22 protein-coding genes and 1 pseudogene are annotated in these 20,278 nt (G+C 71.1%); 14 read left to right on the top strand and 9 right to left on the bottom strand.

The window, feature by feature from the left end; genetic code table 11:
* The first annotated feature begins 601 nt into the window (after positions 1-601).
* A complete protein-coding gene (locus tag LNW72_RS38475; protein ID WP_250979660.1) occupies positions 602-1,420 on the top strand; it encodes a transglycosylase SLT domain-containing protein in 819 nt (272 codons plus the stop codon).
* Positions 1,421-1,487: 67 nt separating this feature from the next.
* Here the strand turns inward: LNW72_RS38475 and LNW72_RS38470 are convergent, their stop codons facing one another.
* Positions 1,488-1,865, bottom strand: a complete 378-nt coding sequence (locus LNW72_RS38470) for a hypothetical protein (RefSeq protein WP_250979659.1) — start codon at positions 1,863-1,865, stop codon at positions 1,488-1,490.
* A gap of 103 nt (positions 1,866-1,968) precedes the next feature.
* Here LNW72_RS38470 and LNW72_RS38465 point away from each other — a divergent pair, with 103 nt between their 5' ends.
* Entirely contained in the window at positions 1,969-2,520 is a 552-nt protein-coding gene (locus tag LNW72_RS38465) for a YciI family protein (protein WP_250979658.1), read from the top strand.
* Positions 2,521-2,694: 174 nt separating this feature from the next.
* Here the strand turns inward: LNW72_RS38465 and LNW72_RS38460 are convergent, their stop codons facing one another.
* Positions 2,695-3,351: a maleylpyruvate isomerase N-terminal domain-containing protein gene (locus LNW72_RS38460; RefSeq protein WP_250979657.1), complete on the bottom strand. Its 657-nt coding sequence runs from the start codon at positions 3,349-3,351 to the stop codon at positions 2,695-2,697.
* 303 nt (positions 3,352-3,654) lie between these two features.
* On the opposite strand from LNW72_RS38460, the gene LNW72_RS38455 reads away from it, so the two are divergent.
* From LNW72_RS38455 to LNW72_RS38445, 3 genes are all read left to right on the top strand, one after another.
* Entirely contained in the window at positions 3,655-4,680 is a 1,026-nt protein-coding gene (locus tag LNW72_RS38455; protein ID WP_250979656.1) for an NADP-dependent oxidoreductase, read from the top strand.
* A gap of 65 nt (positions 4,681-4,745) precedes the next feature.
* Positions 4,746-5,126, top strand: coding sequence for a MerR family transcriptional regulator (locus LNW72_RS38450; RefSeq protein ID WP_250979655.1), 381 nt, complete (start codon positions 4,746-4,748; stop codon positions 5,124-5,126).
* Positions 5,127-5,462: 336 nt separating this feature from the next.
* Positions 5,463-6,887 (top strand): hypothetical protein, encoded by a 1,425-nt coding sequence (locus LNW72_RS38445; protein WP_250979654.1) that lies wholly within the window; start codon positions 5,463-5,465, stop codon positions 6,885-6,887.
* A 77-nt stretch (positions 6,888-6,964) separates the two neighbouring features.
* Here the strand turns inward: LNW72_RS38445 and LNW72_RS38440 are convergent, their stop codons facing one another.
* Positions 6,965-7,729, bottom strand: a complete 765-nt coding sequence (locus tag LNW72_RS38440) for a GNAT family N-acetyltransferase (RefSeq protein ID WP_250979653.1) — start codon at positions 7,727-7,729, stop codon at positions 6,965-6,967.
* Positions 7,730-8,066: 337 nt separating this feature from the next.
* Here LNW72_RS38440 and LNW72_RS38435 point away from each other — a divergent pair, with 337 nt between their 5' ends.
* Positions 8,067-8,402, top strand: coding sequence for an SRPBCC domain-containing protein (locus tag LNW72_RS38435; protein ID WP_250979652.1), 336 nt, complete (start codon positions 8,067-8,069; stop codon positions 8,400-8,402).
* A 38-nt stretch (positions 8,403-8,440) separates the two neighbouring features.
* On the opposite strand, the gene LNW72_RS38430 is transcribed toward LNW72_RS38435, so the two are convergent.
* Genes LNW72_RS38430 through LNW72_RS38420 form a run of 3 tightly spaced genes read right to left on the bottom strand, consistent with a single transcriptional unit; the run spans position 8,441 to position 10,636 of the window.
* Positions 8,441-9,754 (bottom strand): MFS transporter, encoded by a 1,314-nt coding sequence (locus LNW72_RS38430; RefSeq protein ID WP_250979651.1) that lies wholly within the window; start codon positions 9,752-9,754, stop codon positions 8,441-8,443.
* 41 nt (positions 9,755-9,795) lie between these two features.
* Positions 9,796-10,203: a VOC family protein gene (locus LNW72_RS38425; protein WP_250979650.1), complete on the bottom strand. Its 408-nt coding sequence runs from the start codon at positions 10,201-10,203 to the stop codon at positions 9,796-9,798.
* A 58-nt stretch (positions 10,204-10,261) separates the two neighbouring features.
* A complete protein-coding gene (locus LNW72_RS38420) occupies positions 10,262-10,636 on the bottom strand; it encodes a LysR substrate-binding domain-containing protein (protein ID WP_250979649.1) in 375 nt (124 codons plus the stop codon).
* A 148-nt stretch (positions 10,637-10,784) separates the two neighbouring features.
* Between LNW72_RS38420 and LNW72_RS38415 the strand changes: the two genes are divergently transcribed.
* Positions 10,785-11,363, top strand: a complete 579-nt coding sequence (locus tag LNW72_RS38415) for a DUF6817 domain-containing protein (protein ID WP_250979648.1) — start codon at positions 10,785-10,787, stop codon at positions 11,361-11,363.
* Positions 11,364-11,552: 189 nt separating this feature from the next.
* On the opposite strand, the gene LNW72_RS38410 is transcribed toward LNW72_RS38415, so the two are convergent.
* Together LNW72_RS38410 and LNW72_RS38405 are read right to left on the bottom strand one after the other, a co-directional pair.
* A complete protein-coding gene (locus tag LNW72_RS38410) occupies positions 11,553-11,900 on the bottom strand; it encodes a nuclear transport factor 2 family protein (RefSeq protein WP_250979647.1) in 348 nt (115 codons plus the stop codon).
* Positions 11,893-12,549, bottom strand: a complete 657-nt coding sequence (locus tag LNW72_RS38405; RefSeq protein WP_250979646.1) for a TetR/AcrR family transcriptional regulator — start codon at positions 12,547-12,549, stop codon at positions 11,893-11,895. Before LNW72_RS38405 ends, LNW72_RS38410 begins: the two co-directional genes overlap by 8 nt.
* A 256-nt stretch (positions 12,550-12,805) precedes the next feature.
* Between LNW72_RS38405 and LNW72_RS38400 the strand changes: the two genes are divergently transcribed.
* Entirely contained in the window at positions 12,806-13,285 is a 480-nt protein-coding gene (locus LNW72_RS38400) for a hypothetical protein (RefSeq protein ID WP_250979645.1), read from the top strand.
* A 113-nt stretch (positions 13,286-13,398) separates the two neighbouring features.
* Here LNW72_RS38400 and LNW72_RS38395 read toward each other — a convergent pair whose 3' ends face one another.
* Complete coding sequence (locus tag LNW72_RS38395) at positions 13,399-14,466, bottom strand: methyltransferase (RefSeq protein ID WP_250979644.1); 1,068 nt, start codon at positions 14,464-14,466, stop codon at positions 13,399-13,401.
* A 386-nt stretch (positions 14,467-14,852) separates the two neighbouring features.
* Here LNW72_RS38395 and LNW72_RS38390 point away from each other — a divergent pair, with 386 nt between their 5' ends.
* The 6 genes and pseudogenes from LNW72_RS38390 to LNW72_RS38365 all read left to right on the top strand — a co-directional run bounded on the left by LNW72_RS38390 (position 14,853) and on the right by LNW72_RS38365 (position 20,198).
* Positions 14,853-15,692, top strand: coding sequence for an alpha/beta fold hydrolase (locus LNW72_RS38390; RefSeq protein WP_250979643.1), 840 nt, complete (start codon positions 14,853-14,855; stop codon positions 15,690-15,692).
* Between the two features lie 72 nt (positions 15,693-15,764).
* Positions 15,765-15,998: pseudogene (locus LNW72_RS38385) on the top strand (DUF1963 domain-containing protein); the annotation flags it as partial.
* A gap of 83 nt (positions 15,999-16,081) precedes the next feature.
* On the top strand, positions 16,082-16,591 hold the full coding sequence (locus LNW72_RS38380) for an SRPBCC family protein (RefSeq protein WP_250979642.1): 510 nt from the start codon (positions 16,082-16,084) through the stop codon (positions 16,589-16,591).
* Between the two features lie 484 nt (positions 16,592-17,075).
* Positions 17,076-18,164, top strand: coding sequence for a saccharopine dehydrogenase (locus LNW72_RS38375; RefSeq protein ID WP_250979641.1), 1,089 nt, complete (start codon positions 17,076-17,078; stop codon positions 18,162-18,164).
* Positions 18,154-19,422, top strand: a complete 1,269-nt coding sequence (locus LNW72_RS38370; RefSeq protein WP_250979640.1) for a saccharopine dehydrogenase C-terminal domain-containing protein — start codon at positions 18,154-18,156, stop codon at positions 19,420-19,422. Before LNW72_RS38375 ends, LNW72_RS38370 begins: the two co-directional genes overlap by 11 nt.
* Positions 19,419-20,198, top strand: coding sequence for a hypothetical protein (locus LNW72_RS38365; RefSeq protein WP_250979639.1), 780 nt, complete (start codon positions 19,419-19,421; stop codon positions 20,196-20,198). The genes LNW72_RS38370 and LNW72_RS38365 overlap by 4 nt, the downstream gene beginning before the upstream one ends.
* The last annotated feature ends 80 nt before the right edge of the window (positions 20,199-20,278 follow it).

Below are 20,278 nucleotides of genomic sequence, written 5' to 3'. Positions count from 1 at the left end.
CTTTCCGAGGCTGTGTCACCGCGACAGTAGGCAGCATCAGCTCTCGGAACGGGGACGTTACGCCGCTCGTGGAGTGTCGCCACTCCGGCCGCGCTCATTCGACGGGGACTGCGTTTCCGAGGGGTATTCCGGATTCCGGAGATGGAGAGATGCTCTCCGACGAGGACCGGAGAAATCTGGCTGCTGATCCGGCTGCTGATCCGCCCAGCCACTGGCCCGGAAAATGCGGCGCCGCATCCGATGCCGCACGCGATCCTTTCGGCGACCCGATTCCGCGGTACCGATCGCCGTGGATGGCAGTGGCTTTTGTCCGCCCGGGCGGACGGAAGGGCAAACACCGGGCCAGTGTGAGCCTCGTCATATGACGCACGCCACATACGACTCCGGGTAGTGGCCGATTCCGCCCGTACACCTGGCGCGGGTACGGCGGGAATGGCTTGCGGTTTCAGCGGCCACGATGGCGATTAGTAGCGAGGGTGGTTGCTGAGTCGTTTTACCTGGCGCTAGACATCTCCCCCACCCGAAGAGTGCGCCCGCAGAACTTCCGTCCCTTTTCTGCCCGTTGAGGTGTACTCGCACACCCGGAGAGATGGGGTCAGTCATGGGCAAACACGCCCGGAAACGACCGAATCGGACTCGAGTTGCCGTCGTTGCCACCGCGTCGGCAGCCGCTGTGACGGCGACCATCGCCTGCACCGTCCTGCCAGGAACTCCGGAGGCCGATGCGCAGAACGCGTCCGCTTCGGATGCCGCGCTCGCCCGCGACCTGGTGCCCGCGAACCACGTCATGGCCCAGCAGGCCGGTGTCGCCCGGCAGAATCTGCAGACGGCCGAGAACGAGGCCAAGGCCCGCTCACAGGCGCAGGCGGCTGCCCGGTCGCAGGCTGAGGGCCGCAAGAAGGCCGAGGCCATCAGAAGGGCCGAGGGCGTCAGAAAGGCGGAGGCCCGGTCCAAGGCCGAGGCGCGCCAGCGTGCCGAGGAGGCCGCGCAGAGCCGCCAGGACTCGGCGGAGCGCGCCGCCCGATCGCAGACGCCGAAGCCGACCGCCAGTGCGAAGCCGACCGCCACCGCGTCGGCCACGCCCTCGACCGGCAGCTACACCGATGACCTCGACGGCTGGATCAAGGAATCGCTCGCTGTCATGGCCGCCCACGGCATACCCGGCACCTACGACGGCATCTACCGCAACATCATCCGCGAGTCCTCGGGCAACCCGCAGGCCATCAACCTGACCGACTCCAACGCGGCGGCCGGCATCCCGTCCAAGGGCCTGCTGCAGGTCATCGACCCGACGTTCCAGGAGTACCACGTCGACGGCACCTCGATGGACATCTACGACCCGGTCGCCAACATCACCGCCGCATGCAACTACGCGGCCGCGAACTACGGCTCCATCGACAACGTCGACTCGGCGTACTGAGCCCGGCGCACTCTCACCCCCGGGCTCGGGCCGCACGGCTCTCGCTGTGTGGCCCGGGGCCGTACGGTCAACCGGACTCCTGGAGCGTCACCGGCGTTCGTATCGGGTCGCCATCACGTGGAACACCCTTTCCGGCTCCCATTCGGCCGCCCCCTTGGTAGGCGCGGGTGCCGAACTCGGTGACGGCGACGGGCTTGCCATGGCGGAAGTGCTCGCGAAGTTCGGTACGGAAGGTGTCGGCGCTGTACGAGGCCCGGTGGCGTTGATGCCGTCTAGATCGAACGGATCCCCGTCGCAGGGTGAGCATGGACGCGGCGATCTGGGCTGCCATGAACGCGGCTGCGGTCTCGCCGTGATCCTCGGCAAGGACCCGGGCGAGCGCCTGACGCTGTTGGTAGAGCAGGTTGTTCGCGGCGCTGCTCAGCACAGGGCTGTCGAAGATCACCCGCAGTACGCGAAGACGAGAAGACCGCCATCCGCTCGAGCCCGGGCGGGCGCGCAGGGCAACCCACTCGACCTGATTGCCTCCTTGAAGGGATCCTGGGGGCATGGAGTTCTTCTGCTACCACCGCGACCGGCCCAACTCTCTGGCGCTGCGCGACGAGCTGCTGGAGGAGCACTGGTCCTATATGGACCGGTACGCGAAGGAGCTGATCGCCCGCGGCCCGACCCTCGACGCCGACGGCGACACTCCCACCGGCAGCATGCACATCGTCGACCTGCCCGATCCCGCCGCCGCCCGCGCGTTCGTCTTCGACGAGCCCGGCTACCAGGCGGGCGTGTACCGGGATGTGCTCCTGCGACGGTGGCGCAACGCGCTGGGGCGCACCATGTGGGACTTCCCCGGCGGCCGGACCGGCGGCAACCGGTACCTGGTGCTCGGCCTCGGCACGGGGCCTGCCGCCGACCTCACCGTCCCGACCGACCAGGACGAGCTGATCGCCTACGGCCCGCTGCTGTCCGACGACGGCGACACCTGGTTGGGCACGGCGGCATTGGTCCGGGCGCCGGACCCGGCCACGGCCCGCGCCGTCCTGACCCAGGACCGGTACGCCGATATCGAGGTGCACAACTGGCAGTTCGGCGGCCGGTCGTCCTGACCCGAGCCTGACCCCGCCGGATACCAGGCCCCGCGCCGCCGGCGCCGGTTCCATCACCACACCGGCCTGTTCACGGGCCTGTACACCTGCCTTTACGTCCTGCCGTACGGCACCGAGGTCGAGCTCGGCGTCACCCCGTTTTCGCTGAACCTTGGGTCCAGCCGAGCTGGACGATCATCCGAGGATGAGCGGAAGTCTCGCGGCCAGCCCGCCCAGTTCGGCCTTCTCCGCGTCGGTCGGGGCACGCCGTCCCGTGCCGACCAGCAGCGCGTCCGTGTCGCGGAACGACGCGGGGAAGCCGGCCCCGGCGATCTTCTCCAGCATCTCGCGGGACCGGGCGAGCCCCTCCGCGGGCGGCTCCGCCGCGTCAGGGAGGTGCGCCATCAGGTCGAGGTGGTGCGGCGTCCATTCCATGACGTACACGGAGAGGAAGTCGGTCACGGTCAGGACCTCGTCGCGGGTCGCGACCCGCAGGCCCGGATCGGCGAGCTCCGCGGCACGGCCGGCAGCGGAGCCGACGTCGTCGAGGTGGAACTTGGGCAGCCAAGACTCCCCGTACGCGGCGGCCAGCCGCACGGTCAGCGCGTCGAGCGGGTCGTCGCCGGTCGGCGGCGTCCCGGCGACCTCCCAGTAGGTCACCGCGTCGCGGGTCGGCTCGGTTTCGGCGGGGGTGACGAGGGTGATCAGAACGTCCTGAGCGTCGATGACCAGATGGCACACCAGGTCCCGTACGAGCCAGCCGGTACAACCGGACGGCTGTCCGAACGCCTCGTCCGGGAGTTCGGCGACCGCCGTGCGCAACGCCGCCCAGGAGCGTGAGAAGAGCTCCACATCGGCACGGTAGTGCGGTGCCGATGGGGCGGACAAGCGCATTCCCGCCTGTCATCACCGCCTGAAACGGGAGGTTCCCTTCACGGGGCCTCCGGCGCCAGCGCCGGTGACGATGCCGGTGACGATGCCGATGCCGATGCCGATGCCGACGAGCGGGCAGTGACCTCCTCGGACGGTCGCCTCACCGTGGGCAACGGCCAAGCCCGGCTTGACCCTGACGTGCGCGTCAGGGGTTAGCGTCGCCGCGCCCCGGCAGCGGACGTTCCTCGTACCGCTGCCCCGAACCTGCCCCGGAGCCCGACCATGACCGCGACCTTGCCCGGTACCGCCCGCGAAGTCCGCCTCGCCGCCATCCCTGAGGGACTGCCGACGCGTGAACACTTCACCGTCGCCACGACGACGCTGCCCGAGCCCGGACCAGGCCAAGTCGTCGTCAAGAACCGGCACTTCCTGGTCTTCCCGGGCCTGCGCACCCTCATCAGCGCGGACGGTGCCGACCTGCCCCTACCGCCGCTGCGCAGCGGGGACGCCCTGTTCGGTCCCGCCGTTGGCGAGGTGGTGGCCGCGCCGGCGGACAGCCCGCTGCGTACCGGCGATGCCGTTGTCCACATGCTCGGTTGGCGGGATTACGCGCTGGTGAGCGCAACCGACTGCGCCCCTTTGGACGGCACGCTGCCCGATCCGGTCGCGTACCTCTCCCCCGGATCGGCCGCCTACGGAGCACTGACCCGCCTCGCCGACGTCCGCGCGGGGGACATCGTCTTCGTCACCGGGGCAGCGGGAGCGGTGGGTTCCCTGGCCGGGCAGATCGCCCGGCTGCTGGGTGCCAAGCGGGTGATCGGCAGCACCAGCTCTCCGGAGAAGGCGGAGCGGCTGGTCTCCGAGCTCGGCTACGACGCGGTCGTGCTGCGGGGAGCCGGGTCCATCGCGGCCCAGCTCACGCGGGCCGCACCTGAGGGCATCGACGTCCTGGTGGACACCGTCGCCGGCGAACAACTGGTCGCGGCCATCGGCGCGGCCCGGCAAGGTGCGCGGTTCGCCCTGGTCGGGGCGCTGTCGGGACAGATGTCGGCGCACCGGGCCGGCGACAGTTCGCCCGTGGAGATCGACGCCTTCCGTTTTGTCGTCAAGGGCATCTCGTTGCGCGGATACAGCGGCGCGGACCACCCAGACGTGGAGAAGGAGTGGACCGGTCGTTTCGGCGACTGGCTGCGCGCCGGCGAACTCACCTTCCCGCATACGCGGATCGCGGGCATCGATCGCGCACCGCAGGCGTTGCAGGAAATGATCGAAGGCAAGCACTTCGGGACCGTCGTCGTGGAGCTGTAGCCGCCGCAGGGGGGCAGTTCGCGTTCGGCAGCCGTGGTCGGACGCGGGACGGAGAGTGGCGCACGATGCGGATCGGTGATGCGGCAGCAGCAGCCGGCACCACGCCCAGGGCTCTGCGGTTCTACGAGCAGCGCGGGCTTCTGCCGCCGCCGGTCCGCACGGCATCCGGCCAACGCGAGTACGGGGCCGAGGAGATCGCACGAGTCCGGGTCATCCGCGATCTGCTGTCCCTCGGACTCACCATCGAAGACCTGCGCAGCTGCGCCGACCGCCTGCACGTGCTCGCCCAGGAGCCACCGCCACGGTGCGGCGGCTCCGCCGATCCCAGCGCCCCCGCTTCCGCTCGCGGGATCGTCGGCCGCAGGCTCGCGGCCCTCGAGGCCGAGATCGACCGGCTGGCGGGACTGCGCGAGAACCTCGCGCGGCGCGCCTTCGGGGACGACTGACGCCGACGGCTCGTCCAGCCTCCCGCCACCCGACGTGCGGCGCCGCCGCACGGGACGCCACCGGCGCCTGGTGACAACGCAGTCGCCACCCAGTCGCTCTCGCAGGGTGAGACGCCTCTTGTAAGACGGAGTGTCAGTCCACCACGATGGCCCGCATGGATCGCCACGTGTACCTGAGCCGTCGACTCGACGTCGACCTGGCCTACGCGTGCTCCGCGATCTGTCGCCGCGCCTTTCTCTGAGCGCGGTCACCCGCCCGGCTGAGCCGGGCTTTCTCGTCCCGTCGGGCGGAGTGCACCGCTCTGCTCCCTCTCACACCCACGGACGGGATCCTCCATGCGCTTCGCGCTGCTCTCCGCTGCCGCCCTGCTCACCCTGGTGAGTGCCACACCGGCGCAGGCCACCGCCTCGTACGCCCCGCTGCCGCCGCACAACCCGTACGCGGGTCCGGACGGCACCGCGACCATGCACGGCGACACCGGCTCGTCCGACGCCACCCCGCTGCCGGGCCCGGGTGCCGGCTCGCTGAGCTCCCACCGGACGGCGCTCGCCTCAGCCTGCCCGACCGTGCTGGTCGGCGGCGACGGCTTCCCCGTGGCGCTCTGCACCACGATCTTCGGACTGACCCCGACCGTCCATCTGCTCGATCCGGGCAGCGGCGAGTCGCTCGCCGAGCTGCCGATCGCCAAGGGTTCGCTGCTCGGCGGCGTCTACGCCTATCTGGACGACCAGGATCGTCTGGTGGCCGTCGACGGACTCGGCACGCTGCTGCGGATCGCCCACCGCCGCACTTCCTCCGGCAACTGGGAGCTGTACGTCGACAGTTCGCTCCCGCTGACGGGCGCGGTGCCTGAAGGCGACGCGGTGACGGGAGTCTCCCCGGACTGGCAGGGCCGGGTCTGGTTCGCCACCGGCGGGGGCGTGGTCGGCACGGCCGACGACCGGACCGGCACCGTCCGGTCGCTGACGCTGCCCGCCGGCGAGAAGATCGCCAACTCGATCTCCACCTCCCCGCTCGGCACCGCCGTCGCCACCACCCACGCCACCTACCTGCTGACCGCCGGGGCTGACGGCACACCGCACATCGCTTGGCGCCAGGCCTACCACCGCGGCCCGGGCCGCAAGCCCGGCCAGCTCAGCTGGGGCACCGGCTCGACCCCGACCTTCTTCGGACCCGGCACCGGCACCGACTACCTGACCGTCGTCGACAACGCCGCGCCGACCGTGAGTCTGCTGGTCTACCGGGCGGCCACCGGCGAACAGGTCTGCTCGGTGCCGGTACTCAAGGCGGGCGGCAGTGGCAGCGAGAACTCCCCCATCGCCGCAGGGAATTCCGTCTTCGTCGCCAGCACCTACGGCTACCCGTACCCGAAACTGCCCGCCGACGCGGGCGACAGCGTGCCTTCCTCGGCCACCTTCTACGGCGGTCTCTCCCGCGTCGACGTCCGGGCCGACGGCTCGGGCTGCGACCTCAAGTGGGACAACAAGGTGCGCTCGGCGGCGGTGCCGCGGCTGTCCACCGGCGACGGGCTGATCCACACGGTCATCCGGAACCCGGTCATCCCGGGCACCAACGGAACCTCGATCATCGACCCCTACTACTACGGCGAGATCGACCCGGAGACCGGCAAGGTGGTGCGCACCAAGTACCTGGGCGCCGGCTTCATCTTCGACACCCTCCAGATGGCCGGCACCATCGCACCGGGCCGGACGGTGCTGCAGGGGACGACCACGGGGGTGCTGCGGATCACGGCACAGTAGAACGTCGCAAAGCGCCCGCCGACCGATACCGATACGGATACGGGGCGGATGCGGATGCGGATGCGGATCCGGCACGGTCAGGCGCGGTCGAAGCAGTGCGACTGTCCGATGACCGTGAAGCCACGGCGTTCGTACCAATGACGCGGCCAGTCGGCCGCATCGGCGGCCAGGAAGCGCGTAGCGCAGTCCGAGTCGGCGGCCCGGCGCAGGGCGGTGGCCAGGACTGCGTTCGCGTATCCGCGCCCGAGGTGGGTTTCCGAGGTAATCAGGTCCTCGATCTGGGCGATGCCCGCTCCCGGATCCAGATAGAGATCGGCCCAGGAAGCGACCTCGCCCTCCTCCGTGCGGGCACCGATGAACTGCACGACGTCGGCGCCACGGCGGCGGGCCTCGCGTCGGTCGACGAGGTGGCGGATGACCTCGTCGTCGACATCCGGCAGGAAGCCCCGCCAGCGCCGGGTGAGCGGTGGGCGAAGCGCGGCGAGGTCGACCTCCTCCGCCCGCCCGGCGGCCGGCACCGGGCCCGTGTGCAGCATGACCAGATGGGTGGACTGGGTGTATCCGGCCCGGAGCAGCGGCTCTGCGCACGCTGTCGCCACCGCGTCGTCGAACACGGAGATCATGCGGTGCGGCAGATGCCCCAGCGCCTCGTCCACGATGGCGGGCAGCGCCTCCGGGTCGACCGACGACTGGTCGATGACGACCTGGTTGTTCGCATGGGAGTGTGCGAAAGCGTCGTCCAGTGCGGCGAATCCTCCGGGGAGGGCGACGGTGTGCGCAGCCTGGCGCCGGGCGAAGTCCGACAGAAAGGCGTTGATCCGTCGTAGTTCTGGGCTTGGCATAGCAGGGAGCCTACGCAGCCGGGGCCCATGACCACCTCCCAATCATCCCAAGCCGGGACCGAAGAACCGAGGACCCGCAGGCCGGTTCAGCCGTCGCGGCCCGTCGGTGTGGCGGGCGTCATGACCTCCGACGCGTACCGCCCGAGCGTCCTGGCCCAGGCCGACTGCGAGGCGACGGAAGGCGGCTGGACGCTGGTCTTCACCCGCGACCTGCGCCACTCGCCCGAGAAGGTGTGGGCCGCGCTGACCGAGCCCGGACGACTCGCCGCCTGGTCGCCCTACACCGCCGATCGCGATCTCTCGGAGGCGGGCGTCGCCACGATCACGATGATCGACGATGAGAATCCGCAGGACATGGCCGCCGAGGTTGCGCGCCGAACCGCCGGCGCTGCTGGAGTACGCCCTCAACACCGACCTGCTGCGCTGGGAACTGGCGGCCACCGACACCGGCACCCGGCTGACCCTCCGGCACACCGTCAAGGACCGCGACTGGATCCCCAAGGTCGCGGCCGGCTGGCACCTCTGCCTCGACGTGGCCGAGAGGCTTCTGGAAGGGCGCCCGATCCCGCCGATCGGCGGTACCGCGGCAGTCGGTTTCGGCTGGTCCGAACTCAACGAGCAGTACGCCCAGAAGTCCGGCATCCCCGACACCGGCCTGCCCCAGCAGGGCTGACCCTCGGCGTCACCGGCCTGGGCACCCGCGTCGGGGCTTCAGCTCCGGGGTGCAACGGGTGGCCGCCGCGCCGCCGCAGGGCGGACGGAGCTCTTCCTCGACTCCCCTGTCTGGTTTCTGCGCCGGGCCAGGAGCAAGACGCAGGCGACGGTGCCGAGCGCCACCGTGGCGAGCCCTGAGCCGCCGAGCGTCGCTCGTGGGCCCAGCGCTGTCGTGAGCGGCCCGCCGAGTGCCGTGCCGAGCGGCGCTGCGGTGAGCAGCGCCGCGCTGCGGGCCGCGAGCATCGCGGCCAAGTCCTGCGGCGGCGACTTCTCCTGCATGAGCGTCACCGAAAGGGCCACGAACGGTCCGTAGACGGCGCCGCCGAGCGTGAAGCACGCGACGGTGACGGCCGTCGGCACGTCGAACCCGAACGGCAGCAGGCAGCACCCCCAGACCACCACGATGGCCACGGTCACCGGCCACAACGGCAGCCGCCGCAGCGCGCCGACCGTGAGCCCGCCGAGCAGCGCGCCGATGCCGAACAGCATCCAGTAGAGGCCGAGGAGCATGCCCGGTGCGTGCAGGTCGGCGGTCACGTGGAGCGGCAGGGCGACTTCGACGGGGCCGTACAGCAGGTTGAAGAACCAGGTGAGCGTCAGCAGCCCGAGCAGCTCGGGGTACTCCCGCAACAACGCGAGCCCACCGCGGGCGGACGCCTGATCGACGGGGGAAACGCGCCCTGACGCCGGCAGCCGGGTGCGGACGACGAGCACGGCGAGGAACACGTAGGTGAGAGCGTCGAGGCCGAGTACGAGCGCGGAGCTGACGTACGCCACCAGCACACCGGCGATCGCCGGCCCGGCGATCGTGGCGGCGAAGCCGAGCGAGCTGACGAGGGAGTTCGCGGCGAGCCGCTGCCCGTCGGGCAGCAACTCGGCCAGCAGGGTGTACTTTCCCGCACTCCCCCACGCGTGCAGCAGCGACGAGACGGCGAGCAGCCCGAGGTAGACCGGCAGCGTCAGTACCCCGGCGAGCCACGCCAGCGGTACGGCCCCGAGAAACACAGCGCGCACCACGTTGTCGGCGAGCAGCAGCCGCTTGGCCGGCCTCCGGCGCAGACGGCGACCGAACGCCAGGGCGCCGACCACGCCGGGCAGGGTGTACGCGGCCACCGCGCCGCCGACCCACAGCCCCGCGGTCGCCTGCGGCGCGAGTTCGATGGCGAGCCACGCGACCGCGACGAAGCTCATCCCGTCGCCGAGGTACGAGACCGCGAACCCGAGGATCAGTCGCCGGAACACCCGGTTGGCGAGGACCGGCCGGTAGGCGTTGGGGACGAGGCGTCGGAGCACCAGGGGAACCAGGGACACCAGAGGGACCTTGTGAGGACGCACCGGAGATCGATCTCGTCTCAGCGGATCTCGTTGATGCGGATCAGGTTCCCCGCGGGATCGCGGACGGCGCAGTCGCGCACGCCGTAGGGCTGCTCGGTCGGCTCCTGGACGACTTCGGCGTCGGCCTGCAGCCGCTCGAAGGTGGCGTCGAGGTCGGGGGTGGCCAGCGTGATGATGGCGTAGGTGCCCTTGGCCATCATCTCGGTGATGGTGCGGCGCTCGTCGTCGGTGATGCCCGGGTCGGCGGCCGGCGGGCGCAGGACGATGGACGTGCCGGGCTGGTCGGCGGGGCCGACGGTGATCCAGCGCATCCCGTTGTACCCGACGTCGTTGCGGACCTCGAAGCCGAGGAGGTCGCGGTAGAACGCCAGCGACGCGTCCGGGTCGTCGTGCGGGAGGAACGTCGAGTGAATGGTGATGTCCATGGCTCTCACGCTAGTTGCGGTTCGGTGGGCGGAGCTTCTCGATTCCTGATCGGTTCCCTCACCTGCGCCGCCGTGCACACGGCGCCACCGGCGCAGCGCGGGTCGGCTCGGGGGTGCAGTTGCGGACGACGGTGTCGGCGAACGTACGGGCCGGCGGGCGACACTGGTGTCGGACGCCAGCCGGATCCCCAACTCGGCGAAGCAAGCGTCGAGATGACCCCGCGAAGTCGAGTTCTCGGGAGAGCCGGACGAGCTGGACGGCCGCCAGGTCCGCCGGCTCGATGCGGCTCTTGGCCGCCAGCGGGTCATCGGCTGTGACGGCCGGCACCCAGGGCCGTTCGACGACGGGGCGCTGCTCGATGCCGCGGACGGTGGCGCCGATGGTGATCCAGGCCAGGGCCAGGTCGTTGGCGGCGAGTGCGGGGAGTCGCAAGCACATCAGAGGATTGACTTGGGTCTTGCCGCGGACGACGATCGCTTCCGGTACCAGGGCGGCAACCCGCCCGGTGGCCGGGCGAGGGTCCGGATCCTCGCCCGGCCACCGGAAGGGTGCCGACCCGACCGTCCGAAGGGAGCTGTCCATGGAGAACGCAGCAACAGCGCCGACCGGACACGGTCCGGAGCGGGACGACGCTTCAGATGATGCCGTCACCTTCCTGCGCACACTGGGTGCGGCAGAGATCGAGCACCCCGGAGGAACGCTGCTGGAGCATCTCCAACGGGTGAGCCGGCTGCTGAAGGCATGGGACGCCCGGCGCGATCTGCAACTCGCCGGCCTGTGCCATGCCTTCTACGGAACCGATGGATTCGCAACGTCCTTGCTGCCGCTGGAGTCCCGAGGAGAGTTGGTCGGACTCATCGGAGCGGACGCGGAGGAACTCGTGTACTTCTACGCCAGCTGCGACAGAAAGGCCTCGTACCGCACCCTCACCGGCGAGGGCGGGACGTTCCGCGACAGGTTCACCGGGCACACCTTCTCCCCCGCCCCGCACCGACGCCGGGACTTCGCCGAACTCACCGCGGCGAACGAACTGGACCTCGCCGCCATCGACCCGGCCTTCCGCACGGAATGGGGAGACGGCCTGCTGGGCCTGCTCACCCGGCTGCGGCCGCTACTGAGCGACGAAGCCTGGGAACACACCCGGAAGGTCCTGACCTGACGTCCTCGCCGATCCGCAAAGGAACGCTGAAATGCGCACCGACCGGCTGGACCACACACCGGCGCCCCGGGAGCGATCAGCAGCGTCTACGTCCGGGATCCCGACCACAACCTCATCGAGATCAGCGCCTACCAGTCCTGACGGAGATCGCCGGCACCGATCAATGAGCGGCGAGGCTGCCTGAGGCGGTCAGGCGGGGAGGAAGAACCCGGTCACGTCGGCGAGGAGACCGTCGCGGTGCACCGCGCTGCTCACACCTGTCATGAAAGCGCCGCCGTCCGGGCCGACCTGGGTCCAGCGGGCCAGCGACCGGTCGTGGTGGTCGAAGACCTCGTCGATACGGAATTGGTGTCCGGGGAACGCTCCGGCGAAGCCGTTCATGTAGGCGTCCAGTTCGGCCAGACCGCCGACCTCGGTTCCCGGGTCCCGGTAGGCGACGTCGTCCACCGCGACCGCGCCGAGTGCGGCGAGTCGTATCGCGGGGTCGGCCGACCAGCAGGCGGCGTAGTCGTTCCACAGCTGCTGTTGGTCACTCATCGTTGTTCCTCATTCTCGACTTGTTGGCTTGTTGGCTTGTTGGCTTGTTGAAGGTCTTGGATTGCCCTGCGCCGATCGAGGCCAGGGCTCCGTCGGTGATGGCGTGCAGTTTGGCGGCGGCCGTACCGGAACGGACGAGGACCAGGAGGCCCTGGTAGAGGGTCAGGAGCTGGACGGCCGACATCTCGACGTCGAGTTCCGCGGGCAGGAGCTGCTGGGCGCGGGCGCGCGTCAGTGCGTCGGCGAAACCGGACTCGATCGTCTCCAGCCCCCGGCGTACGCCTTCCGTGGCCTGCGGAACGGTGTAGGACTCCACCGCGGTGTTGGTGAGCAGGCACCCCGGATCGGGTTCCGGGCCGGGGTTCGCGTCGAAGGCCGAGGTGAAGAACGAGCGGATGCCGGCCACCGGGTCCTGCGTTTCTCGCAGGTGGACGCGGACTCTGCCCTCGACCACCTGCTCGTTGTAGGCGTCCAGTGCGGCGCTGAACAGTCCCTCCTTGCTCTGGAACGCCCGGTACAAGCTGCCCGGGTGCATCCCGGTCGCCTCTTCGAGGTCGCGCAGAGAGGCGCCGAGGTACCCACGACGACGGAACAGCCCCATGGCGGAGGCCAGTACCTCCCCCTCGTCCCACACCTGTTTGCGACCCATCACCTGCTCCTCGTAGTTGAACGATCGCTCACAAAATAGCATGCGCGACGCCCGACGGACACAGCAGACGTCGCCATCGGCCGTCAGACATGCGGGTGCGGGTCGAAACACGCGAGCGCCAGGTCAGCGGTTGCGCCCTGGGTCGCGAACCCTCCGTCGCAGGCCTCAGCCTCGGATAACATCCCATATCCGAGGCGACAAACCGGATATGACGCTCTGTCGGACCGGCGCCCGTGACCGAGGGGAACCGCTGCACGTGACCGAGCCCGCCGAGTCTGCCGAGTCCGCCGAACCCGAGCGCACCCTGCACTACGCCGACGACATCTCCGCCGCCGACGTGGACGCCCTGGCCGCCTTCATCGACGACCGGCTCAAGGCGCTGGCCACCCGGCACCGGGGCCAGCTCGAGGAGCAGCGCGCCACCCTGGGGCTGGTCAACGTGACGCACCACCTGATGTCGTCACTGCGTCACCATCTGGAGCAGCGTTCGGCCCGGCCCGACGAGGCGTCCACGGAGTCATTCGACCGCCGCCTGGACATCCAGCGGGACTGGAACCTGCTGTGCGAAGCGGTGTCCCCCTGGCGCGACGCCGAGGGCTACGACTCCGCGCGCTGGCACCACCTGCAGCACCTGGACGCCGCAGCGCGGGCCCGGCATGAGGCACTGGCCGCTGGGGCCGACAGCGAGACGGCTGCCGAGAACGCGACCGGCCGGGGGCAGGGAGCCCCGGCATGAGCCCGGTCAGGCCCGGTCAGTCCCGGTACCTGGCCGCCCCCGCATGCCGTAGCGAACAGCGCGTGGTCGCCGCTCGCCGTGGCCCCGCGCGGACTCCGCTCGTGCCGTGCTCCTCACGCACCACCCGTCGCGGCGGCGGACTGCGGGACACAGTCGAGGATCACGTGGCCGAGGGGTGTCGTGTGCACGCTGGCGACGTGCAGCCCGCTGCTGGCAGCCAGAGCTGAGTACTCGTCGAGGCTGCGCTCCCGGCCGCCCGCGAACACCAGCATGCGCAGGTCCATCTCCGCGAAGCCCTCCGGATCGTCGCCGGACGTGCCGTGCCCCTCAATGACGATGACCCTGCCACGCTCCCCGGCCGCCTCCACGCACCTGCGCAGGATGGCTCGGGCCTGTGTGTCATCCCAGTCGTGCACCACCCGCCGCAGGACGTAGACGTCGGAACCGGCCGGCAGCGGGTCGAAGAAGCTCTGCCCGACGACCTCGCAACGGTCCGTGAGCCCGCGCGCGGCGAGGAACTCCCGGCCCCGCCCGGCGGTCGCCGGAAGGTCGACCAGGGTGGCCCGCACGCCGGGGTGGGCTTCGAGCACCTCGGCGATCAGGGCGCCGGTGCCCCCGCCGACATCGGTCACATGCCGGACCGCGGACCAGTCGTAGCCTCCCGCCTCGTCCGTCACCAAGGCGGCACTGGACGACATGTTGGCGTCGAAGGAGGCGCCCATCTGCGGATGGGCCGCCAGGTAGGGCCAGAACGGGGCGCCGAACACCGTCTCCCAGGCGGGCTCCCCGGTGCGGACGGTGTGCAGCAGGCCGGTGAACGCCAGATCCATCGTGCCGCCGAAACCGTCGAGGTCGAGCCCGCGCCGCAGTTCCGCCGGATGCCCGGAGCGCAGCAGCTCCGCGATGTCGTTGAGCCCGAAGTGCCCGGGCTCCGACTCGGTGAAGACGCCGTGGCGCACCAAGTGGCGCAGTATCCGGCCGAGCGCGTCGGGATCGGTCTCCGAGCGCCGGGCGAGGTCGTCGATCTGCCCGGAGCCGTCGGCGATCAGGTCGGCGAGGCGCAGCGTGGCGGCCGCCCGCAGGGCCATGGGCGTGATCAGGTCCATCAGCGGCGCGATCGTCCGCCAGGCGCGGCGCACGCTGTCGCCCTCGTTCTCGTCCTCCGGGGCCGTCCGGTCCATGGTCGTCTCCCTGTGTCGGGCGGCCGGCAGGGGGCCGCGGCGGGCCCGGCTTCGTTGCCCGCGGAACCGGACTTCGTAGCCCGTATCAGACCAGACGGGAGCCTGCTGCTCCAGCCAACAGGCAGTACCGGCCGAAACCGGCATGCCCCGCCCAGCCGCACAGGACGCCGACACCCGGCGTCTCACCACGAAGGTGATGAATCCCCAGGTCAGGGGCGCCAGGAGTGGCCCCGGGAACCGTCACTGGAGGGGCCTTCACGGTCGTAGGGCACCCTCGGTCGCAGAGCGGCTCATACCGTTGATCGGTAGTGTCGGAAGTGATCGCCGCTCACTTCCCACGCCCGGCGCGCGGACCGGAGCGGCCGAGCGGAGGGAGGCAGGCTGCCATGACCGTGATCTCCCTGAAGTCCGCCGTGGTGCGGGGAGGAGTCACCCTGCCCTACGCCGAGGCCGGCTATCCCAATGGCACACCGGTGGTCTTCGTGCACGGGCTCTCCGACTCCTGGTGGTCCTTCGAGCCCCTGCTGCAACGCCTCCCGGCGTCCCTGCACGGTTACGCACCGACCCAGCGCGGCCACGGCGACGCCGACCGTCCCCCCGACGGCTACACACCAGAGGATTTCGCCTCCGACCTGGTGGCCTTCCTCGACACCGTGGGCATCGAGCGCACGCTCCTCGTCGGATCCTCGACCGGCGGGGTCACCGCCCGGATCGTCGCGGGCAGCCACCCCGACCGGATCTCCGGACTGGTCCTGATCGGCGTCCCGGCCACGCTCGCGGACAAGCCCGCGACGGCCGAGATGAACGAAACGGTCCAGGGCCTCTCCGACCCCGTTCCCCGCGCATTCGTCGAGACCCCCCTGTCCGGCATCATGGCCCGCCCTGTCGCCAGGGGACTCATCGAGACCATGATCGACGAGCGTCTCAAGGTCCCGGCCCGCGTCTGGAAGGAGACCCTGCGCGGACTGCTCGCAGCGGACCTCGGCGCGACCCTCGCCGGCATCCTGGTGCCGACGCTCGTCATCTGGGGCGACCAGGACGATTTCCTCCCGCGCAGTGACCAGCAGGCCATCCTCGACGCCATCCACGGCACGCGTCTGCTCACCTACGAAGGCGCGGGCAACGTCGTCCACTGGGAACAGCCCGAGCGCGTCGTCGCCGACATCGCCGCATTCGCCACCGGCCTCGTGCGCCCCAGCCCTCCCGGCACTTCCAGCACTCCGTGACATCCGGACCGGCGACACCGACTCCCGCTCCCGGACCGGGCGTTGTCACCGGCGGGGAACAACGTCTCGTACCTGCCTCGCACCACTCCACCCCGCCCGGTCGACGTCACCGCGCAGTTCCCCGAGCTCGCGCCGCTGGCTCGCGCGGCCGTACGACTGCATCCCCGCGCCGGTGTTCCGTCGACGACGGACAGTTCGATCGGCGGTCCGCTGCTGTGGCCCGCAGGGGAACCCTGGCACGGCCAGGTCCCGATGGTGCCGGTGGCCCAGCTGTATGCCGAGGACGTCCCCGGTCTGCCGCGCCCGGACAGCTGCGCGCGCGTGCGTCCGGCGATGGTGACACCTTCACTACTGGCGAGTAAGGTCGGGGTCCGACGAATGGAGTCCCCATGGCCCGCACGTTCACCGTGTCGCGCAGCATCCTGATCGAGGCCGCCGCGTCGACCGTGTACGAACAGGTCAGCCGGCCCGCGCAGATGGGACGGTGGAGCCCCGAGAACCTCGGCGCGACCCTCACCGGCGAGGACGAGTGCGCGCCCGTCGGCCTCGTCTTCGACGGGCACAACAAGCGCGGCCCGTTCCGCTGGACCACCCGCTGCACGGTGACCGCCTCAGAGCCCGGCCACCGTTTCGCCTTCCGCGTCCACGCGATCGGGCTGCGCCGTCCTCGTCTGTCCGCCCCCATCGCCTCCTGGGAGTACCGCCTGGAGGACTCCGGAACCGGCACCAAGGTGACGGAGACCTGGACGGACGACCGCCGCTCGTGGCCCACTCTCGTGGCCAACTCCTTCGACCGCATCGCCACCGGCGGCCACACCTTCGCCGCGTTCCAGGTCCGCAACATCGACAGGACGCTCCGCAACCTGAAGCGCGACCTGGACACTTCGGCGAACGCCTGACCACGGCCGGCCCCGTACCTGGACCGCCGGCAACACCTCCCTTCGGCAGAGCGTGCGCCGCGTGCGATCGGCACGATGGGCTCCCCTTCCCGGCGGACGAATCCGGTCACGGCCTTTGACCTCCCTTGCTCACTTCCCCCCTCTTCGGGCGGTGGAACGCTCGTCTGAGGACGGCCCGCGCGGCGAGGCCGTCCCGGCTGAAACGGTCCCCCGGTGAACCGGCCGCGCGACCGCGCCGCGAGCGTCCCGCGAGGGGTATCCGACGTGGGGACCCCAAGATGGTGACCGGGACCCGGCAGCCCCCGCCGGCCTGACACCCACCCCCGCGCGCCACCACTCCCCCGTGCCATCGCCCCTCCACGTCGTCGGCTCCTCCGCGCCACCGAGCCCACTCCGCTCGCTCTGCGAGAACCCCCGCACGCCAGGGGCCCCGGCACCCGCTGGCACCCGCTGGATCCGCCGCGAGAGAGGAAGAAGCCTCCTGATGTCTGACACGCCACAGTTGTGGATGCGGCAGGAGTCCCGGCCCGGCGAACGGCGGGCGCCGATCGTTCCCGAGGATGCCGCGCGGCTGGTGGACAGCGGGGTCCGGATCACGGTGGAGGAATCCCCGCAGCGCGTCTTTCCCATCGCGCGGTACGCGGAGGCGGGATGCCGGATCGCGCCGGCGGGCGGCTGGAGCGGGGCCCCGCACGACGCCTACGTCGTCGGATTGAAGGAACTCCCGCCGGAACCGCGGGACTTACGGCACCGGCACATCTACTTCGGCCACGCCTACAAGGGCCAGCAGGGTGCCCGCGCACTGCTGGAGCGGTTCTCGGCCGGTGGCGGGGCGCTGCTGGATCTGGAGTACCTCGTCGACGCGAACGGCGGCCGGCTCGCCGCGTTCGGTTACTGGGCGGGGTACGTCGGCGCGGCACTCGCCGTGCTCAACGCGACCGGACGGCTCGCCCGGCCACTCGTACCGCTCGCGCGAGACGAGTTGGACGCCGCGCTGCGCGCCGCGCCGACCCGACAGGAAGCGGACGGGCGGCTCCTGCGCGCCCTGGTGATCGGGGCGCTGGGCCGCTGCGGCCAGGGCGCGTGCGACGCTCTGGAGACGGCCGGTCTGGCACCGACCCGGTGGGATCTGGCGGAGACCGCGGAACTCGACCGTCCGGCGATACTCGCGCACGACCTGCTGGTCAACACCGTCCTGACCACGCGTCCGCTACCGCCGTTCCTCACTCCCTCCGACCTGGACGACCAGGAGCGCCGGCTGTCCACGATCTGCGACGTCACCTGCGATGTGACCTCGGACTGCAACCTCCTGCCGGTCTACGACGACATCACCGACTGGGAACAGCCGGTCCGCAGGCTCCGCGACGGGGACCGGCCGGTCGAGATGATCGCCATCGACAACCTGCCCTCCCTGCTGCCCGAGGAGGCCAGCCGCGCCTTCTCGTCCGACCTGCTGCCGCAGTTGCTACGCCTGATGTCGCAGGGCGACGACGCGCCGGCGTGGGCCCGCTGCCGGGACACCTTCGACACGGCGGTCCGCGCCGGGAGCAAGGAGAGCGACCATGCCCGATGAGTCGAGCGGTACCCCGACCGTGCCGCCCGTAGCGCCGGTACCGGCGAGCGGCACCGTGCACTGGATCGGCACCGGCCTGTCCACCGGCGCCGCCGGGCTCGGCCTGCTGTGCGACCGGGCCGAGCGGGTCCTGGTGTGGGGCCGCACCACGGAGCGCGCCGCCGCGCTGCTGGCGCGCCTGGAGCTGACCGGCCGCGCCGGTGTGCGGGCGCTGGAGGGCGGGGCGCTCGCCGCCGAGATGCGCACCGGCGACGTCGTGGTGTCCATGCTGCCCGCCACCGAACACGCCGGTCTGCTGCGGCTGTGCACCGAACGAGGTGCCCACTTCGCCTGTTCCAGCTACGTATCGGAGCCCGTCGCGGAACTGTCCGCCGACGCCGCGCGCACCGGTGTCGTCGTGCTGACCGAGGCGGGACTCGACCCCGGCATCGACCACCTCCTGGCCCACGTGCTGATCGAACGCGCCCGGGACGCCGTCGGCGACCGCGCCGACTCGGTGCGGTTCACGTCGTTCTGCGGCGGCCTGCCCGCCGAGCCCAACGACTTCCGCTACCGCTTCAGCTGGGCGCCATACGGTGTCCTCGCCGCCCTGAACTCTCCCTCGCGGTACATCGACGAGGACAAGGAACACTCCTCCGCACACCCCTGGGAGGCGACCCGGCCGCACCACCTCGGCGGCGAGGACTTCGAGGTCTACCCCAACCGTGACAGCCTGCCGTTCATCGCCCAGTACGGGGTGCCGGACGGCTGGCACCTGACGTCCTTCGTCCGGGGCACGCTGCGCAACGCGGGCTGGCTCGCGGCATGGGAGCCGGTCTTCGCGACCGTACGCACCGGCGACGAGGCACGGATCCGCGCCCTGGCCACGGAGCTGGCCGAGCGCTACCCGACGACGGACGCCGACCGGGACCGCGTCGTGCTGTCCGTCGCGCTGGACGTGCGCCGCACGGGCGGAGCGGACGGAGCGGTTGGAGCAGACGGGGCAGACGGCTCAGGCGCATCAGGCGGCGCGGACTGGCAGGGCTCGTACGTGCTGGACCTGACCGGTGACGGCACACACAGCGCGATGGCCCGCTGCGTATCCCTGCCGCTCGCCTTCGGCGTCACCCGCATCCTGGACGGCGCGCTGCCCGCCGGCCTCAACCGCGCGGCGGAGGACCCCGGGGAGGCCGGCCGCTGGCTGCGTTTCCTGGACGACAACGGCGTCCGCTCCACGTTCCAGGAGACCACCGGTACCGGCCGGGGGGCGCCGGCGTGAGCACCGGCCCACCGCGGCCCGGGACCCTGCTGAGTCTGTACGCCATCGCCCCGCACCTGGGGGCGGACGATCTGCGGCGCGGCGTCTGCCGCGTCCTGACGGCCGACGATCCGAGGCCCGGCCCCTGGCCGTGGCCCGAGGGACGGCACGGGCAGATCCTGCGGCACGCCGGCGTCACGGCCGAGGTGGCCGGATCGTGGGACGGACCCCACCTGCGGCTGCGCTGCGCCTACGACTCGCCGCACGCTTCCCGGGCCGGCGAACTGCTGGCGGACATCGCCGCGGCGGCCGAGGGGACGGCGCCCGGCCCCATCCCCCGCCCGGCCATCCGGAGCGAACGCGGCGACGTGCGCGTGAACGGCTACCGTGCCTGGCGGGCGATGATGCGCCGGTGGGACGTTCCCGCCGCCGCACGGGCGGAGATCACCACCCCGGGCCGACTGGATACCGTCGGCCGGCCGGACCACAGCGATGAGTCGCAGTTGACCTTCGTCTTCGACCACGTCTCACCCCCACAGCCGCCCCCGGGTTGGCTGCTGCGGTCCTGGTTCTTCCCGGACGCAGGCACCTTCCACTGCGCGCAGGATGCGGCCCCTTCGGGCCGGTTACGCGTACGGACACCCCGCACCGCGGACCGCGAGCAGGCGGCAGCGCTCCTGGCGGCCTGGCGGGCGGTGACGGCCGAACTGGACGCCCGGCCAGGCCTACCGCCCGATGCCCTGAACGTCCCACCCCGCGCCTTCGTCTTCGCCCACCGCTCCCCGGTCCACGACTGATCACTCGGTATCGGACAGGTGCGGCAGGAACCGCAGGTCATCGGGCATGAGTGAAGTCGCGGTCAGGGTCGGGGTCAGCG

The sequence above is a fragment of the Streptomyces sp. RKAG293 genome, from assembly GCF_023701745.1.
Lineage (GTDB): Bacteria > Actinomycetota > Actinomycetes > Streptomycetales > Streptomycetaceae > Actinacidiphila.
The sequence above is the reverse complement of the archived record's forward strand: the minus strand, read 5'-3'. Positions and strand labels throughout refer to the sequence as shown.

Excerpts from the sequence above, each read along its gene's own strand:
- LNW72_RS38455 (WP_250979656.1), top strand. The coding sequence starts at position 3,655 with ATGACCGCGACCTTGCCCGGTACCGCCCGCGAAGTCCGCCTCGCCGCC.
- LNW72_RS38410 (WP_250979647.1), bottom strand. The coding sequence starts at position 11,900 with ATGAGTGACCAACAGCAGCTGTGGAACGACTACGCCGCCTGCTGGTCG.
- LNW72_RS38440 (WP_250979653.1), bottom strand. The coding sequence starts at position 7,729 with ATGCCAAGCCCAGAACTACGACGGATCAACGCCTTTCTGTCGGACTTC.
- LNW72_RS38435 (WP_250979652.1), top strand. The coding sequence starts at position 8,067 with ATGAGAATCCGCAGGACATGGCCGCCGAGGTTGCGCGCCGAACCGCCG.
- LNW72_RS38390 (WP_250979643.1), top strand. The coding sequence starts at position 14,853 with ATGACCGTGATCTCCCTGAAGTCCGCCGTGGTGCGGGGAGGAGTCACC.
- LNW72_RS38465 (WP_250979658.1), top strand. The coding sequence starts at position 1,969 with ATGGAGTTCTTCTGCTACCACCGCGACCGGCCCAACTCTCTGGCGCTG.
- LNW72_RS38450 (WP_250979655.1), top strand. The coding sequence starts at position 4,746 with ATGCGGATCGGTGATGCGGCAGCAGCAGCCGGCACCACGCCCAGGGCT.
- LNW72_RS38395 (WP_250979644.1), bottom strand. The coding sequence starts at position 14,466 with ATGGACCGGACGGCCCCGGAGGACGAGAACGAGGGCGACAGCGTGCGC.
- LNW72_RS38415 (WP_250979648.1), top strand. The coding sequence starts at position 10,785 with ATGGAGAACGCAGCAACAGCGCCGACCGGACACGGTCCGGAGCGGGAC.
- LNW72_RS38380 (WP_250979642.1), top strand. The coding sequence starts at position 16,082 with ATGGCCCGCACGTTCACCGTGTCGCGCAGCATCCTGATCGAGGCCGCC.
- LNW72_RS38475 (WP_250979660.1), top strand. The coding sequence starts at position 602 with ATGGGCAAACACGCCCGGAAACGACCGAATCGGACTCGAGTTGCCGTC.
- LNW72_RS38370 (WP_250979640.1), top strand. The coding sequence starts at position 18,154 with ATGCCCGATGAGTCGAGCGGTACCCCGACCGTGCCGCCCGTAGCGCCG.
- LNW72_RS38445 (WP_250979654.1), top strand. The coding sequence starts at position 5,463 with ATGCGCTTCGCGCTGCTCTCCGCTGCCGCCCTGCTCACCCTGGTGAGT.
- LNW72_RS38405 (WP_250979646.1), bottom strand. The coding sequence starts at position 12,549 with ATGGGTCGCAAACAGGTGTGGGACGAGGGGGAGGTACTGGCCTCCGCC.
- LNW72_RS38375 (WP_250979641.1), top strand. The coding sequence starts at position 17,076 with ATGTCTGACACGCCACAGTTGTGGATGCGGCAGGAGTCCCGGCCCGGC.
- LNW72_RS38425 (WP_250979650.1), bottom strand. The coding sequence starts at position 10,203 with ATGGACATCACCATTCACTCGACGTTCCTCCCGCACGACGACCCGGAC.